The organism is Mycobacterium sp. DBP42 (assembly GCF_005924235.1).
Taxonomy (GTDB): domain Bacteria; phylum Actinomycetota; class Actinomycetes; order Mycobacteriales; family Mycobacteriaceae; genus Mycobacterium; species Mycobacterium syngnathidarum.
The window spans coordinates 37,176-51,605 of sequence record NZ_VCMY01000026.1 but is presented as its reverse complement, the minus strand read 5'-3'; the positions used below and the strand labels follow the sequence as shown (position 1 = coordinate 51,605).

The 14,430-nt window shown below is 60.7% G+C and carries 11 protein-coding genes; 5 read left to right on the top strand and 6 right to left on the bottom strand.

Features of this window, described 5'->3' with window-relative positions; all coding sequences use genetic code 11:
• Positions 1-293: 293 nt before the first annotated feature.
• Entirely contained in the window at positions 294-440 is a 147-nt protein-coding gene (locus tag E0T84_RS32395) for a hypothetical protein (RefSeq protein WP_249383702.1), read from the bottom strand.
• 40 nt (positions 441-480) lie between these two features.
• Here E0T84_RS32395 and E0T84_RS21185 point away from each other — a divergent pair, with 40 nt between their 5' ends.
• The 4 genes from E0T84_RS21185 to E0T84_RS21170 all read left to right on the top strand — a co-directional run bounded on the left by E0T84_RS21185 (position 481) and on the right by E0T84_RS21170 (position 5,805).
• Positions 481-999, top strand: a complete 519-nt coding sequence (locus E0T84_RS21185; RefSeq protein ID WP_249383701.1) for a transglycosylase SLT domain-containing protein — start codon at positions 481-483, stop codon at positions 997-999.
• 2,323 nt (positions 1,000-3,322) lie between these two features.
• Positions 3,323-4,258: a ParA family protein gene (locus E0T84_RS21180; protein ID WP_064925340.1), complete on the top strand. Its 936-nt coding sequence runs from the start codon at positions 3,323-3,325 to the stop codon at positions 4,256-4,258.
• A 13-nt stretch (positions 4,259-4,271) separates the two neighbouring features.
• Entirely contained in the window at positions 4,272-4,979 is a 708-nt protein-coding gene (locus E0T84_RS21175) for a hypothetical protein (protein ID WP_064925342.1), read from the top strand.
• A gap of 403 nt (positions 4,980-5,382) precedes the next feature.
• On the top strand, positions 5,383-5,805 hold the full coding sequence (locus tag E0T84_RS21170) for a hypothetical protein (RefSeq protein WP_064925344.1): 423 nt from the start codon (positions 5,383-5,385) through the stop codon (positions 5,803-5,805).
• Between the two features lie 623 nt (positions 5,806-6,428).
• Here E0T84_RS21170 and E0T84_RS21165 read toward each other — a convergent pair.
• The 4 genes from E0T84_RS21165 to E0T84_RS31890 are packed head-to-tail and all read right to left on the bottom strand — an operon-like array spanning position 6,429 to position 12,304.
• Positions 6,429-7,532, bottom strand: coding sequence for a hypothetical protein (locus E0T84_RS21165; RefSeq protein ID WP_064925345.1), 1,104 nt, complete (start codon positions 7,530-7,532; stop codon positions 6,429-6,431).
• Positions 7,533-7,570: 38 nt separating this feature from the next.
• On the bottom strand, positions 7,571-9,037 hold the full coding sequence (gene eccB / locus E0T84_RS21160) for a type VII secretion protein EccB (RefSeq protein WP_165608874.1): 1,467 nt from the start codon (positions 9,035-9,037) through the stop codon (positions 7,571-7,573).
• Positions 9,038-9,048: 11 nt separating this feature from the next.
• Complete coding sequence (locus E0T84_RS21155) at positions 9,049-10,818, bottom strand: AAA family ATPase (protein WP_064925349.1); 1,770 nt, start codon at positions 10,816-10,818, stop codon at positions 9,049-9,051.
• Positions 10,819-10,876: 58 nt separating this feature from the next.
• Positions 10,877-12,304 (bottom strand): hypothetical protein, encoded by a 1,428-nt coding sequence (locus E0T84_RS31890; protein WP_165608875.1) that lies wholly within the window; start codon positions 12,302-12,304, stop codon positions 10,877-10,879.
• A gap of 31 nt (positions 12,305-12,335) precedes the next feature.
• On the opposite strand from E0T84_RS31890, the gene E0T84_RS21150 reads away from it, so the two are divergent.
• On the top strand, positions 12,336-13,232 hold the full coding sequence (locus E0T84_RS21150; protein WP_064925354.1) for a hypothetical protein: 897 nt from the start codon (positions 12,336-12,338) through the stop codon (positions 13,230-13,232).
• Here E0T84_RS21150 and E0T84_RS21145 read toward each other — a convergent pair.
• On the bottom strand, positions 13,219-13,986 hold the full coding sequence (locus E0T84_RS21145; protein ID WP_064925356.1) for a hypothetical protein: 768 nt from the start codon (positions 13,984-13,986) through the stop codon (positions 13,219-13,221). The genes E0T84_RS21150 and E0T84_RS21145 overlap by 14 nt on opposite strands.
• Between the last annotated feature and the right edge of the window lie 444 nt (positions 13,987-14,430).

The window sequence follows — 14,430 nt, the reverse complement described above, 5'->3', positions numbered from 1 at the left end:
CTTGAGCGCATGCGGGAATAGCCGATGACAAGCCCCGACACCACCATTGACCCCAACTCGAAGGGCGCGTTCGAATCTAGCCGCCAAGGGGTTAGCGATGCCCAAACCCGAGCTACTGGGCCCGCGCCGAGCACTGGCCTCGACGACATCGACGACGCTTTGGCAAAGCACACAGACAAGACGAAAACCGAGCTAGACGATTCGAAGAAGACTCTGGACAAGTCCGCCAAAGGCGTCACGGATATCACCGACGCCGACAAACAATCGGCCGGGAAATTCAAAGGGTCACCTGGTCAAATGCCGACGGGAGCAAGCCCGTCCCCGGCCGCGTACGGCAGTCCCGCACCGGCGGCAATGCCCGCTGCGCCACCGGCCGCAATGCCGGCGCCGGCCACCCCGGCCGCCAGCCCAACGGCGATCCCAGCATCAATGCGGCCCATCTCCCCACAGGCGCTAGCCTCACTCCTGTCCAATGCCGGGGTGACGCCGCAATCGGCCACCCAGGCCATGGAAGCCGGGCATCATGTCGGATCCGGCGCCAAGCAGCCACTTTCCGAGGCGAAGCTGGCTAAGACGGGAAAAGGGGTACTCTCCCCCGCCGAACTTCGAGTCGCGATCGACAAGGCTGCCGACGCCGCGGGTATACCCGCTGACAAGGTCGTTCGAGCGAAATGGCACGCGCTATACCGATTCATGATCGAGCACGAAAGCGGCAACAACGCCGACATCATCCAAGGCGTCAAGGACGTCAACCTGAGCGGATCCACGGCATCCGACGGCGGCCCAGCCAACGCTGCACGAGGCCTATGCCAGGTCGTGCCAGGAACATTCAAAGGCCACCACGTCGCGGGTACCAGCGACAACATCTTCGACCCCGTCGCCAACATCGCTGCATCGATGCGCTACGTCATGGACGAGTACGACGTTGAACCCCACGCCGGCGCAAATTTCGATCGCTTCGAAACCCGCCGCCACGCCAATGGCTACACCGGGTACTGAACTCAATCCGGCCCGAGTCCCCCAGCCAGGCATCACCGCTATCAGGTGACGCCACCTAGAGACAGTTCTGACACCACTCCTGGCGGAGGGGTCTGAAAGCAGGGGTCAATCGCTTGAAGGCGCGTCCAGGGGCAGTTTTGCACCCCACTGCCGACCACGGGCACAGATAGCCAGATAGCCACTTTCCGAGCCTTGTCGCCTTGTCACGCTAGCCGCACAAGATCAGCACGGTTCGGTATGAACGGATCCTGACGCGAAGTTGGCCGCTGGTGCGCGAACTCCGCTCGCCAGCAAGCCACGTCATCGCAGCTCTCGGCGAACAGGTGCTGGACGCGATAAAGAGTCGCGCGCAGGCGACGGCTCGCCGACTGGCGGAACCGCAGGGCGAGTTAGAGAAGTATTCCGGGGATCGTGCCGGCAGCGAACGTTGTCACTACGCAGGTAGCTATCCGCCCGTTCTATTCCTGCCGTCTCGGCTATGGGTCCTGACCGGGCGGCGCTGCGACCTCGTTAAATGCGCTGGCGAGTCCATGGAGGCGCAAACGCGGCCCGGTTAATGTGCCTGGTGCTGAGAGGGCCGCGAGTGGCGTAGGGGGCAAACCAGGGACCATTGCGGCTGAGAGGGGTTTCTGCCCCCTCGCGCCCTGATGCTATATCCGCAGGTCGGCGTGTTTTGGAGGTCGCCAGGCCCCCGCCCTCCCCCACCACCGTGTCAGGCTTAGTTTCGCTCCGCCGGCTGCCACGGTGGGGTTCGGAAGCGCCGCCGAGGGACAGGCGGGCGATGCGGAGTGCTCGAATCGTGTTGACGTGACTTGGCGCAGCTCGGCAAGGGCGACTGCTGGCTGTCTTGGGCCCGCGATATGCCCGGATGCGCTGCCCTGTTTCCACGCCATGCGACGGGTGGAGCGCGGCCAGTAGTTACGCGTTGGAACAGGCATGTGCCTGGCGCCGGGACTGTTTGTCCGCGCTTAGCTTGCCAATCGATTTGCCAGATGGCGAGTTCAATCGCAGGACGAATCGGTCGTCCGTAGAACTCTTCGTTGTGGCGAGCCTTCTCGAAGCTGTTGCCCACATCGGCGGACCAACCGTTGTCATGTCATCCGCGCATCTTCGGTGCCATAGCGATCGAAACACTCGCCGTCGTGAACTACTTGTGTCGTAGGCATGCGCACACAACTGAGCCGAAAACACTGCGCGCTGCCCGACTCGATACTGCCGATATCTGCTGCCTGCGGTGTTCAGATCGTGGCAGAAGTATTGCCCTATACCCTGACTGGGTGTCTCCGTGAGCAGCGGAGACCCGCACATCGCAAGCGCCGGTAGATCACCCACCAAGACTTTTGAGCAACCCCATGCCAGCCCAATCGATGCTCGGGCCCCAGAGCGATACATCAGACGAACTTTCCGAGTACTCGATGCCCGCTTGCCTTGGAGCCTAGAAACTCTGCCGCCGTGAGTAGCGCGAGGTTCGGAGTCTGCACGCTGCGGCTTCCGTGTCGCTACGGCATCGTTGTTCCAGTCAGGTTTATGTTCGACGAGTGCAGCGCGGGAAGAAAATGGTTCTGAGCAGCAATGATGTCGCTGCTGAGCCGCTTGTGCATGCACGTCTGCACGCGGAGGTCGTTCTGAGGTCCAATGTGGCACCAACTCCACTCCCCCATCGGTGTCCTGGCGGCTACATGGAATCCGCTAATCAGCCGGGTAACCAGATATCTAGCGATATGGCTAACCAGTCGGCATCTCTCACGAAAGTGCATGTGAATGTCGAACTAGCTGCAGTTAGGGGAGGGATAACCCGTGCTCAGCCGTGACGATAAGCGTATAGCTAACCGTAGTCGGATACGGTTACAGACGCCGAGAGCTAAGGGGTTTCAGCAACGGATCGCAACGCACGATCCTAATGGGACTGACAGCCGAACGGGTACCGCTGACGAGAGACCAGTCATAAGCGGCATGGCATCACTGGATGGGAATCGAGTGGCAGTCTGCATGGAGAATCGGATGGCGATCCAGGATGAAGAACGAATGGTGAGGCATATCCCTATATGTGCCGTCATCTGGTCGCTCATGCGGGAAGTAACACCGATGGTCAGTGGAATGGTGACGCGGATGGGCTACTGGGTGTTTATGGCGATAGCTATGCGCTTGCAGAAGCGGGCTCCCATGCCCATGTTGGAGCGTATGTACAGGCGAGTGCCGTTACGACTGGTGAAGTGGGTGTAGAGGCGTATTGGGATACGTATGGCGAAGGGATGTAACAAACGTATCTCTATCGTCTGCGTGGCGTGGACAGCGATCCGTATGCTGAGCTAGTATCAAACGCATGATAGAGCTCCCAGAGACCGTGCTCTTCGCCACGCAGAAGGGTGGCAACGGTAAGACCACAACCGTCGCGAACCTCGGGGTCGCGATTGCCCGTACCGGCAGAAAGGTGCTGGTCATCGATGCGGACCAGCAGGGAAACCTCACCGTGGATGACCTCGGAGTCCCCGAAGACCAGTCGGACAAGGGCCGGAACCTCGCCATCGTCCTGCAATACGGCCTGGGCGGTGGGGTGAAACTCGAGCCTTACAGAAATATCCGTCCAAACCTCGACATTTTGATGGGCGGTCCCGCGATCGGTCAGGTGTCCACTGCTGTCGCCTCGGCAACTGAAACGGTCGACCTGGCTGAAAATTTGCAAGCCGGACTCGCTGAGCTGTGTGAACGCGAACCGTACGAGATCATCCTTGTTGACTCCGGGCATGGCGACAAAGTGCTCCTCATCGCGCTCCTGCAGGTCTGCCGCAACTTGGTCGTGCCGACCAAGGAAGATGGGGCCTCCCTTAACGGTGTCCGCCAGCTCGCCGCCAGTTACCGCCGTGCCAAGCGCTATGGATCGCAGATCGCCCTGATCGGCGTTGTACTCTTCGACGTCAACCCCAACGCCTCGGTGCGGCTCCCGCACGTCTTCAACCAGATCAAGGAGATGCTCGGGTCGGAGGTCGAACCGTTCCAAGCGACGATCCGCAGCTCCCCGGCGCTGGCCATTGACATGCGAGAGCGGCACCTTACTGCCCAGGAACTTGCCAAACCCAGCGAAGAGCAGAAGGCGGGCCTACTGACCGCTCTTCGTAACCGGAACAAGGCGGGCGCCACTGACCGGCTCTGGGCCAAAGACCCGGGCGCGGTCGCCGAGGATTTCCTGAAGCTCAGGGGCGAGGTTCTGCGGCGTGTCAAAGAGCGGTCGGCAGCGTCGGTAGCGGGAACCCAGGAATAAATAGGAGAGTCCTATGGCTAAGAGTGTCTTTGACGAATCTGCCTACGATGACGACCTGGACGAGTTCATGCCGAGGGTCGGGGTCGGGAACCGGGCAGGGCAGGCAGAGTCCACGCCCACCCCTACGGCCGTTGCGCCGCCGGCATCGGCGCAGACGCTTGCACCAGTCGAAACTCCAGCGTCGCCGATTTCGGGAGAGGGCAACCAATCGGCGGGGGAGAAGGTGCAACGCGTCGTCACCCCGCGGGCCCCGCGCGTGACCAAGACTGTCGATCGTGATGGTGAAGGTAACCCGACCGCGGAAATCTCGGCCGACAACCAGGCCAAGCTCCGTAATCTGAACTTGGCTGAAAAGAAGAAGAACCCGGCCAAGGCCCGCACATACGGCCAGATCGTCCTCGACGCCATCGATGCCGGCCAAGAGGAGCTGGCCCGTCACTGGAAGCAAGCGGACACCGCAGAGAAAGCGCCGGGAAGCTTGTTCACCCGCCAGCCGGTTGTCCGCCAGCGCCGTCGCCACACCGCTCCGCCGGCCAAGATCGCCCTGACTGGACTCAACGCCACTGACGCAAAGACGATCGACGAGCAGCTAGTCCCGGAGTGGGGTGCGCCGTCACGCAGTGCTCTTGTCGATGAGGCACTGACCTTGTACTTCAAGCGGCGGCGCGGCCCCGCTCGGTCCAAGAAAGCCGCCGACACCGGTGAGGGCGTTGCATCTTGAATGATCTGATCTCCCTGGTCCCGCGACGCTGCAATGTCTCGGAGTTCTTCGTGGCCTGGCGATATTCAGCAGTCAACGGCACTGATGTCCTAAATCCGCCCCTCAGGGCGCCGCTGCAGCGGTGTGAAACGCGATCGGCGTGGACTACATCGGGGGAGCGACGTTCGTGCGCCTACGGGCCTGCTAGCGCATTTGTCGAGCGTGTGGGCGGTTCTGTTTGCCCGAAAACCGGGAATCGGGACCCTGCCGCGCAACACCACGCCACTTTCGGTGTGATCTGCCATGCAACCCTGCCAACAAGAGCGATGCCACGCACGCACTCGACCCGGCGGTGGCGATCCGGCGGCACTGCCGTCAACAGAGGCACGTACCCGATCGCCATCGAGAGGGAGGGGACATCCGCATGAAATATCTGCCGGCTGTGATGCTCACAGTCTTCGCCGCTGGCGCCGGATGCATCGGCGGTGTCTTGCAGGGGTTCGCTGGGGCTGGATCGCAACCGGGACTGGTCATCACACATCTGGCCGCGGCCATCTTCATCTGCGCACTGACTGCTGCAGTCATCGGATGGCTGGCAGGTAGCAGTCAAGACCGCCAGCAACCATCGCAGAGGGCGTACATCACCGCCACTGACGGTCACACGGTCATCCCGATGCTCGGCCCGTACGAGAACGAATCGGTCGCATTCGACACCCTGCCGCACGCGCGGGCGCAGTTCGACGCCGAGGGCCGATACGAATGGACAGTGCAAAGCGCTGCGGTGGACACGACTCTCACCGGCCTCGGAAACGAACACTTCAAACCGCCATCAGTCGCCAGGCAGTAATGAAGAACCACAGCGTGCGATAGCCGCCTATTGCGCGCAGTCCCCGCCTGCCCATAGCTGGGGAGCAGGAGCTCGGCGCTCTGATACAGGGAACTGCGATAGCTTGCATCGACGGGCCTGTCGCTCGTTCGAAAAACAACGCCAGTTCGACCCGACCAGATACCCAAATTCGAGTTCCTCATGCGCCGCTCGACTGCTAAACCCTTCGCCCCCAAACGCCGCCCCAACTCGCCCAAGTGAGACTGCTCGGTGGGGCCGACCTATAAGACCGCCCACCTGCGGTTTTACGAGCTTTAGGCGCGATCAGAACGCCCTTCTACGGCCCAATTGCGACCTAGCGAGCGTCCCCAATATCGACTTCGAGGCCGCCCCAAACGCACCTTCGGGGGCGATTTCGGCCAATCCCTCGGCCACGACCGACCGGCAACCGCGTGTGCGGCGAACGTCGGTTCCACCAACTCAGTGTTCGTCCGCCCCAACCGATCCCGGCATCTCCAGGTCGGCCAACCGCCCGAATCGGACCAACCTGAGATGCCTAATGCGGTCATTAGCGCGCCCCCGACGGTCCACGGACTGGCATGAGGCGGAGTGGTACGAAGGCGAGCTCGCCTGTCGCACAAATCTCAACCGTGGCGCACGTAGATGAACGTGTGGTCAGCGAGTCCAGCGCCGGTGATCCCGGTGGGAACATCAGGTGTGTGCCCTGGTGTGTCGACGAAGATCACTCGGTAGGGCTTGCCTCCGAGATTGTCGCGATTTGCGCTGTGCGGGGCGGAGTTCTGGATCAGATTGGCTTGATCGCGGGCGTAGTCAGAAACTGTCGGCCAGTGCAATCGGGCAGGCCCATTCTTGTCGCGCCGGGAAATGTCGCGGCAGTGGGGGAGCCACTTCATCCATTCCCATTCCTGGACCTCTTCGGTGATGATCCCCACCTGCAGATGCCGAGGGGCATGGTTGTCTGCCAGAGAGCAGACCATGGCCCTGGCGACCCCGAGCAGCTTGTCGGGGTCGCCAGCGCACACGATGAATGGTTTCGCGAAGATATCCACCCCGATGGGGCACTCGGGGATGACGTTGTGGGTGCGAATGAACCTCATGTACGCCGCGGCCTGGACGGGCTCGTATGTCTCAGGCGCATCATTGGCTGTGGGCTTGATGTAGGGGTCCATTCGCCGATATCCAACGCCCACGCGGGCGGTTCCCCAGGGATTCGTTTGCGCTGATTCAGCCAGCTCGCGGTCATTGAGTCCGGTGGATATCTGAGCCTCCCCGGGAGGAGCCGTGGTCCACATCTGCGTGCTTTCTCCGCACCGGCCCTCCAGCGTGGCGGGATGGGGGTAAATGGCTGTCTGGGTGTCATGGATGTGCCGGCCCAGTGCGTGGGCGTTGCTGCGCTGCTCGCGCAAATGAACGGCGTAGTCCTGGCATTCGATGCTCAGCTCACCTTGCGGGTTGTTGCCGCCGAACAGGTGGCCACCACCGCCGATCGCGCCGATCATGCCGATGATGCCGAACATGCTCATGAGCATTATTGGATTGAACTGGCGCACACCGAGAAAGATCATCACTCCGATAACGCAGAGCACCAGGGCAATGATGAATCGGATAAGGATCGTTCGACTCATCGGCGCCGGCGGCTGCTTCTTGAGCTTGCCCGGCGGATTCACCTGAACGGAGACCTCTTCTCCGTTGACCTTCGTGCCGAATTTGATCGGAACCCGGGGCACCGGGCTAATCGGACTGGTCACGAAATTCTCCCGTCAGATCACTTGTTATCGGGCTTTGGGGCGGCTTTTTGACGCAGATCTGGACCCGAATTCTCATGCAAGACCAGCGCATCGGACTTGGACAACGTGGGCCCCTGCCCGTAGAGCTTGGCGATACTCCATGGAATGAGAAGTGGCGGCTTGTGGTTGATCCCCAGGGCCTCGACGGTCGCGTCGTAACTGTTGCCCTCGAGCCCGATCGCATACCGAACACCCTTGTCATCGATCCACAGCAGTTGCTCACGTGCCTCAGAGGTCCGATTCTCGCCGGTGACCCGCACATACCAGCCTTTCCCAGGAGCGGTGAAAGCCTGTTCGGCCTGCTCGATTCCGGTCGCCTCAAGCAGCGGGACGATCTGCGACGCATCGTCTGGCGCGATGGGAAGTTGGTCCCCGATAGTCAGTTTGGTTGCCGCGGCGGCATCAGTGGCCCCACGAGACCATGTCCAACAGATCACCGGCGACTGAACATATACCGGCGCCTGCGAAGGAAAGGCGTCAACATCGACATGCTGCACGCGCGGAGCTTTCAGCAGGTCCGCGGCCGGAGTCGTCGTCACCGCCGAACCTGCCGCCGAAAGCAGATCAGCGACAAACTCGGGGACCTCTTGGACACCGTCGCCGTAAACAACGGTGAACACATCGCTACCTGACACCGTCTTCGATCGCACGATGTCACCATTCTTCATCCCTGCAACAGCACTACTGGGCTGTCCGCGGTCGGCGATAAACGGCGCAGTGATCGGGGGAGCGGGTGTGATCGCGTTGAGCAGCCCTCGCGAGATCGGCGCAGCTTTGCCCATGACGGCCGGGGTCAGTCCCAATACGGTCTGAGCCGCTTTGTCCTCACCACTGACGGTCGCGCGCCGATTGCCCCACAACACCCACACCTGGCCAGGTGTGTCAGGGTCGCGCATCGCTACAGCCGTCGGCGCTGCCAACTCTTTTTGCCCTCTGAGGTCGCTCACACCGGCGATAAGCGTCGTCTTGACAGATTGGTTGGTGGTCAACGAAAGCGAGGCGCTGTGAGCGTCACAGACCGTCCAACGGGCTGTGTCGTCCTCGCGCGGGGTCAGCATCTCCGCGCCGTGGAGGATCCCCATCGTTTGGCCGCGTGGTCGAGTATCCAGCACGGAGTCCTTGACCGGTTTGGCGGTCTGCGGGGACCCCAGGATTAGTCGGGCAGAGGCCAGGTTGAGCACTGGGTGCAACGACCCGGCGTACTCGATGTACGGGCTGCCCGAAGCCGTCACGATGAACTTGGCGTCACGTTGGTTGGACTGGGGACTGATCTTGGCAACAATGAACCCGACGACACACAGCAGCACCATGGCTGCCGCCCCACTCCAGATCGCCATGGACTGGTTGCGGTGTGGGGTTTCCAAGTCCTTGGTGTCGCGACGAATCATTGCTTTCTCGACCCGAGCGGTCTGCCACCGCGTTCCCCACAGCTGAGGTTTGGTCACCAGAAAACGCATTAGGCTGCCTTCCCCCCGAGCGCCTTTCGTGTCAACACGTTGAACGCATCCTGCACGGCAGACACTGTGAGCGTCTGCAACGCCTGGTCATCGACATCGTCGCCTAGGCAGTCACCCATCGTCTCGTCGAGAGCATTCGCTGAGGCGGCCTCCATCAGATTTCGGATGAATCGACCGTTGCCAAGCTCATCGATAACGCGATGACCAGACGTGCCGTGGTCGGCGTAAAGCGCCTTCGATGTTGATCGCAGGAACTCCACAGCCTCCTCTGACAGCACGTACTCTTCGGTCTGGCACCACAATTGAGCAAGCGCAATCAATTCCTCGATGGTGTACGAGGTGAAGTCGAACCGGGTGGTAAACCGCGATGACCATCCTTCGTTGGTTTCCAACAGGCGGTCGATGTCATCGGCATAGCCGGCGATGATCACCACGACCCGATCACGGTTGTTCTCCATGAACGCCAGGATCTCTGTCACGGCCTCGGCGCCGAACGAATCTTTCGAACCGGCCGTGCCAGTGTCGGCAACCAGCATGTACGCCTCGTCGATAAACAGCACACCGTCGAGCGATTCTTCAAGTTTGGCCTTCGTTTTCGGCGCGGTATGCCCTGAGTACTCGCCGACGAAATCAGCACGGCTGGTCGAGACAAACTTGTCGCTCGCGATGATCCCCAACCCCGCGTAAATCTTCGCGACCACTTTGGCGACCGTTGTCTTGCCAGTTCCCGGGGGCCCTGTAAACGCTAAGTGTGTGGAGGCCTTACTGGCCCTCAGCCCACGAGCCTCACGCAGCTTCAGCCCGCGCACATAGTTGCAGTGCTTCCTAATCGCAGACTTGAGCGAATCCATGCCAACGAGGGCGTCCAACTCGGCCAACCCCTCCTCGAGCATTCCGCCGCGTTTGGTCGCCATCTCCTGCGACTGGGCTTCTGCCAGAGTCGGCTCGGTCGCGACATCCCACGGCTCAGTGCGTCGCTCGATGAGCTCCGAACGCGTAACGCGGATCCGTATACTCGTGTCGTCCAAGGCCTTCTGGAAGCGGGGTTGCGGCGACAGCGACAATGCGCGCTGCAGGTACTGGGCAGAAGACTGCTGGTCGTCTTCCTCTCGCCACGTCAGCGCGATCCAGTACGCCGCCTCGGCAGCGGCCTCGGCATCAACAAGACCCGCTTCGGTCGGCAATAGTCCGACCAGGTGATCGCGAGAAGCGTTGAAGTTGCCCAAATGAGCGTGCGCGATGCCGGTAAGCAAACGCGCATACAGCGCTGTGACCTCCGCTGACGAGCTGACAACATGTGCCGCTTCCCGTAGCACGTCAGGAAACCGGGAAGTCATGTGGTACAACCACGCCCGAAGCAAGTAGGCAGATTCATCGTGAATCCGGGAAAGCGCAGACTCGGCCTGGCTGTACTGCTTGTCGAGGACGAGTGACGCTGAGTGAGCCAGGTCGATACCAGCAAGGGTCGTCAACGGCGCCCGCAGACCGGCGAAACCCAACGGAAGGTGAGGATGTCTGTCGAGGATGACCTGCATGTACTCAAAGTCAAGTTGTGTAAAGCACATGTCGAACGTGTTCTTCGTTGACACGATTCGGTGGAGCAGATCATGGTCCACTACTCCTCCGCGGGCCGCAGCAAACGTGATCCACACGTCGCATTGCGTGGGGTCAAGCGATGCGCAATAACGCAGGGTTGCTTCAGCGTTGACCGAATCACCATCGTTGATGAATCTGATTGCGCCTGCCAAGCGCGTCAGCAGTTCTGTCATGATTGTGCTCGCTTCTCGCTTTCCGGAACGGATCTGAACTGTTTTGTGATGGAGTCGGCTACCGGGGCACCCCGCCTGCGGGATATCCGTTGATGGTGATCGTCGATATGGCGAACGTGGAGTTGATGTCCTCATCGCTAGGTCCATTGTCCCCCTCAACTGGAGGGGGAGGAACGGTCTGAAAAATCTTCCCGGTGACGACTTGGGTCGCGACACAGGGAATTTGGACCGTTGCACCCGTATGTGCTGACGGATCGATGTCCTGGGGAAACGTCTGTCCACCGACGCGCCACATGATGCGGGTGACGATCCGATGTTCATTCCATGCGTTGCGTCCGTTGTTGTCGACGTGCTCAAAGCCGGGAATGACGAAAATCGAGCACACTACGACCGGCTGGGAGTAGGTGATGATGACCGTCTGCAAATCGGTGTTGAAGGCGCGCACACACGTCCAGGCGGTCTCCGATTTCCCGTCGAAGGCATTGGCCGCCGGCTGTGACCGCGCTGGGCATCCCGGTGCCTCAACACCGTCGGGAGGCAGCGGCGCAGCTGCCGGTCCTGCAGGCGGGGCGGCCGTGTCGACGATTGGATCAGCCGCCGTCACCTCTGGTGCGGTGCCGCCAGAACTGAACAACAGATGACCGCCCCAGAACGTCAGCGCGACAACAACGCCCACGGCGACCACCTTCTGAACGATCCCGAGGGGTACCCAAAGCCGCTGATATCGATCCGTGAACCACTGGGCGATCACCCCCGGGTCCGCTCGATCGGGTTCGGGATCAACAATGATCGACCCGGGGTCGTAGCTATCTGAATCCGATCCATGGGTGCTTTCCCACAGTGAACCAGGAGGCGGCACCCCATCATCGCCACCACTGTCAGAGGCAGCAGGGGCCGGGCCGCCGTCATCGAGATCAGCGCCGCCGCTGTAATCGTGGCGGAGTTCCTCGGTGTCGTCATCGTCGGCAGGCTGCGCACCGGAGAACCCGTCATTCTCGGGATCATCTTCAGGTGATTGCTGACGCGGCGGGGGTGGAGGAAAACCAGAAAGCGGTTCGTGGTCAGCGACTGCGGCGTCCGCCGGTCCAGCTGACGAGGGGGCAGACGGATCACCATGTTGAAGTGGCCGTGCCTCACCATCGCAATCGGGGAACTCATCGTCGTCGAAGAGATTGCGCGCATTTGACGCAACGGTGGAGACAGGCGCATCAACGGCATATCGGCTCTGCACTAACTCCTGATGAGCCTGCTCAGCCTCGGCGGCGCGCTGGGCTGGAGTTCTGCCGTCGCTGCCGACCGTGTCGCGCTCGACGGCGTCAACTAGCTGATCCAAACCATCGCCGGTAGCGAGAAACCGTCGAAAACGGTCATGATGGTCGTCTGCTTTGCGGACTGTTCCCTGTTCATCTAAGGGGGGTTCTGCCGGCACGGCGGATCCGAGTTGAGGCAATTGAATCCGCGGGATGCGGAAGTCTTCACGCGACACTTGGCTCTCCTGACGGCAGTAAAATTCTCTTATGCTCAAATTCCTGGACCCCAGCCGAAACCGTTACGCGGGGCTGATTTTCGCCATCTTTGTACTGTGCGGGCCTGTCGCGTTGGGTGTCGCCGGCTGGGCTGCATGGAATTCGCATTCCAAGCAGCCCATGCCTACCTCCAGCTACATCGGGCTCAACACAACGACCGCTCAAATTGCGATTTTTGCCGACCGGGTGGTGAGGCTGAGCCTCACTGGGGTGGGGGAGCAGAGCCGGAAAACGCTGGCCTCCATGGTGGTCGACCCGCGCGCGGTTCTCCTTGCGGAGGAGCCCTGGAATGTGACGAGTACGAACGTCAACACAATCAACCGCGTAGCCGAAGAGCCAGATTCGGCTGAATGGGAAGTGGAAGTTGAGGTGGGATACTCCGCTCCGGGATCTGGAGTGGTGCAGTTCGGAAACGTGGTCGTCAACGTTCTGTCTTCCGGTGGGGCCTACAAGGCGACCGCGCTCCCGCGGTTTAGAAATCCGGAGGTCCGCTCCATGCAGGTTGGGCCGGGCTACGCCAACGCAGTCGATGTAGGCAGCGCGCTCGGGAAAACCGTTGCCAACTTTGCGACCGCCTACTTTGTTCCGGGCTCCAGCCTGGACATGGGCCGCTATGTAACGGGGAGCTTTCCGAAAGAAGAGAAGCCGTTGGCGTCGAGTCCGTTCACGTCGGCAACCGTGCAGACCATCCTCTCCAAAGAGGCTCTTCCGGTAGAGCCCGCTCCTGGCGCCACCGCCGACGTGTTGGTTACCGTCCGCGGGGGAGCATCTGAAAAGACTTGGTACACCATGCAGATCCCGCTGCGGCTGGCGGTCACTGATCAACACCAATGGGCAGTCAGCGCGATCCTGGAGACTGTCGATGTAGGCAAGATCATTCATCGCTAGCCGTCCGTCCGATCGCCAATAGATCCTCTGGTGCGCCACGCTCTGCAAACCGGGCCCGAAGGTTGGACACAAACGAGGACGAAATCTGGCGCATCTGTCGATGAACTTCTTGCAACGCCTCCATATCGCTCTCGCTCAAGGGAAACCGCATAGCGTCGATATAGCGAGAAAGCTCCCGCCGCTTACTCTTTGGGACGCTGCGCAGGATGTGATGCGCGCCCATATGCGCAGCATGCGACCGTTCGTAGCTATCCGCTTCGGGAAGCGGACGCGGTTCGTAGGCAAGTAGGTCGATCACGGTGAACCCACCGAAGGTGTAGGAGCCTCCAGACAGCTTGCCCTTCGTGCCATCAGGCTTGATCACCGTAAGAGACTGTCCCTGAATTCGATGTTTCACAATCAGCGTGATACTGACATCATCCTCATCCGAAACCGAAATGTCTTTTGTCGACAAAGTCAGAGATGGGTTGCTGATTGTCGAATCCCAGTCTGGCGCCCACCGGATTCCAGCCTTATTGATTCGCACATAACCGGGTGTCCGCGACTGATGAATGTAGGCGTAGCTGGAGCGATCGTTGAGCATCCACATGTCGGGCTTTGGTGAATGCGCACTGATCCAGACCGAGCTGTTCTGATTGAGCACTCCGCGGTTGGTCAGATCAGAGAGATCAATCAGCGCCTCAGTTAAAGACAGCGGCGTGTCACCGTTGTCCTGAGAGTAGAGGTAAGCCTCCAAAAAACGCTCCTGATCCAAGCCGAACCCGAGGGCTGTTACCCAGTGATTGTAAGTGCCCCGGAAGTCGACCCGTCCGCTTACAGATGATTGTCCAAAGCTGCTTCCTAAGGCACTTTTGGGGCGGTCACAAAGTAAGAATTGGGGCGTGCATGAGGTCACAATTGGGCCGGAAGTGACCATCGAAGCGACCAGTGAAGATCGCAATATCGCAGGTGGGCGCGTTTTGAGGATGGACCGCCGCAAGACTGCGGCGACCTACCTTGGGCCGGCAATTGGGGACGCAGAACCCTGGAGTGGAACCCCCAAGGGGCAGGGCATGTTTGGGCGCAGTCAGACCCAAGCGTGACTTCATCCGAACGCTATTTGAGTGCCAGAGGTTCGCCGCCCACGGCCGCCCACGGCCGGGCGCAGTAGCCCACTGACTACACGATTCCGAAACTGAAACATCGCCTGGTTCGCATC

Excerpts from the sequence above, each read along its gene's own strand:
- E0T84_RS32395 (WP_249383702.1), bottom strand. The coding sequence starts at position 440 with ATGGGCCGCATTGATGCTGGGATCGCCGTTGGGCTGGCGGCCGGGGTG.
- E0T84_RS21180 (WP_064925340.1), top strand. The coding sequence starts at position 3,323 with ATGATAGAGCTCCCAGAGACCGTGCTCTTCGCCACGCAGAAGGGTGGC.
- E0T84_RS21175 (WP_064925342.1), top strand. The coding sequence starts at position 4,272 with ATGGCTAAGAGTGTCTTTGACGAATCTGCCTACGATGACGACCTGGAC.
- E0T84_RS21170 (WP_064925344.1), top strand. The coding sequence starts at position 5,383 with ATGAAATATCTGCCGGCTGTGATGCTCACAGTCTTCGCCGCTGGCGCC.
- E0T84_RS21155 (WP_064925349.1), bottom strand. The coding sequence starts at position 10,818 with ATGACAGAACTGCTGACGCGCTTGGCAGGCGCAATCAGATTCATCAAC.
- E0T84_RS21150 (WP_064925354.1), top strand. The coding sequence starts at position 12,336 with ATGCTCAAATTCCTGGACCCCAGCCGAAACCGTTACGCGGGGCTGATT.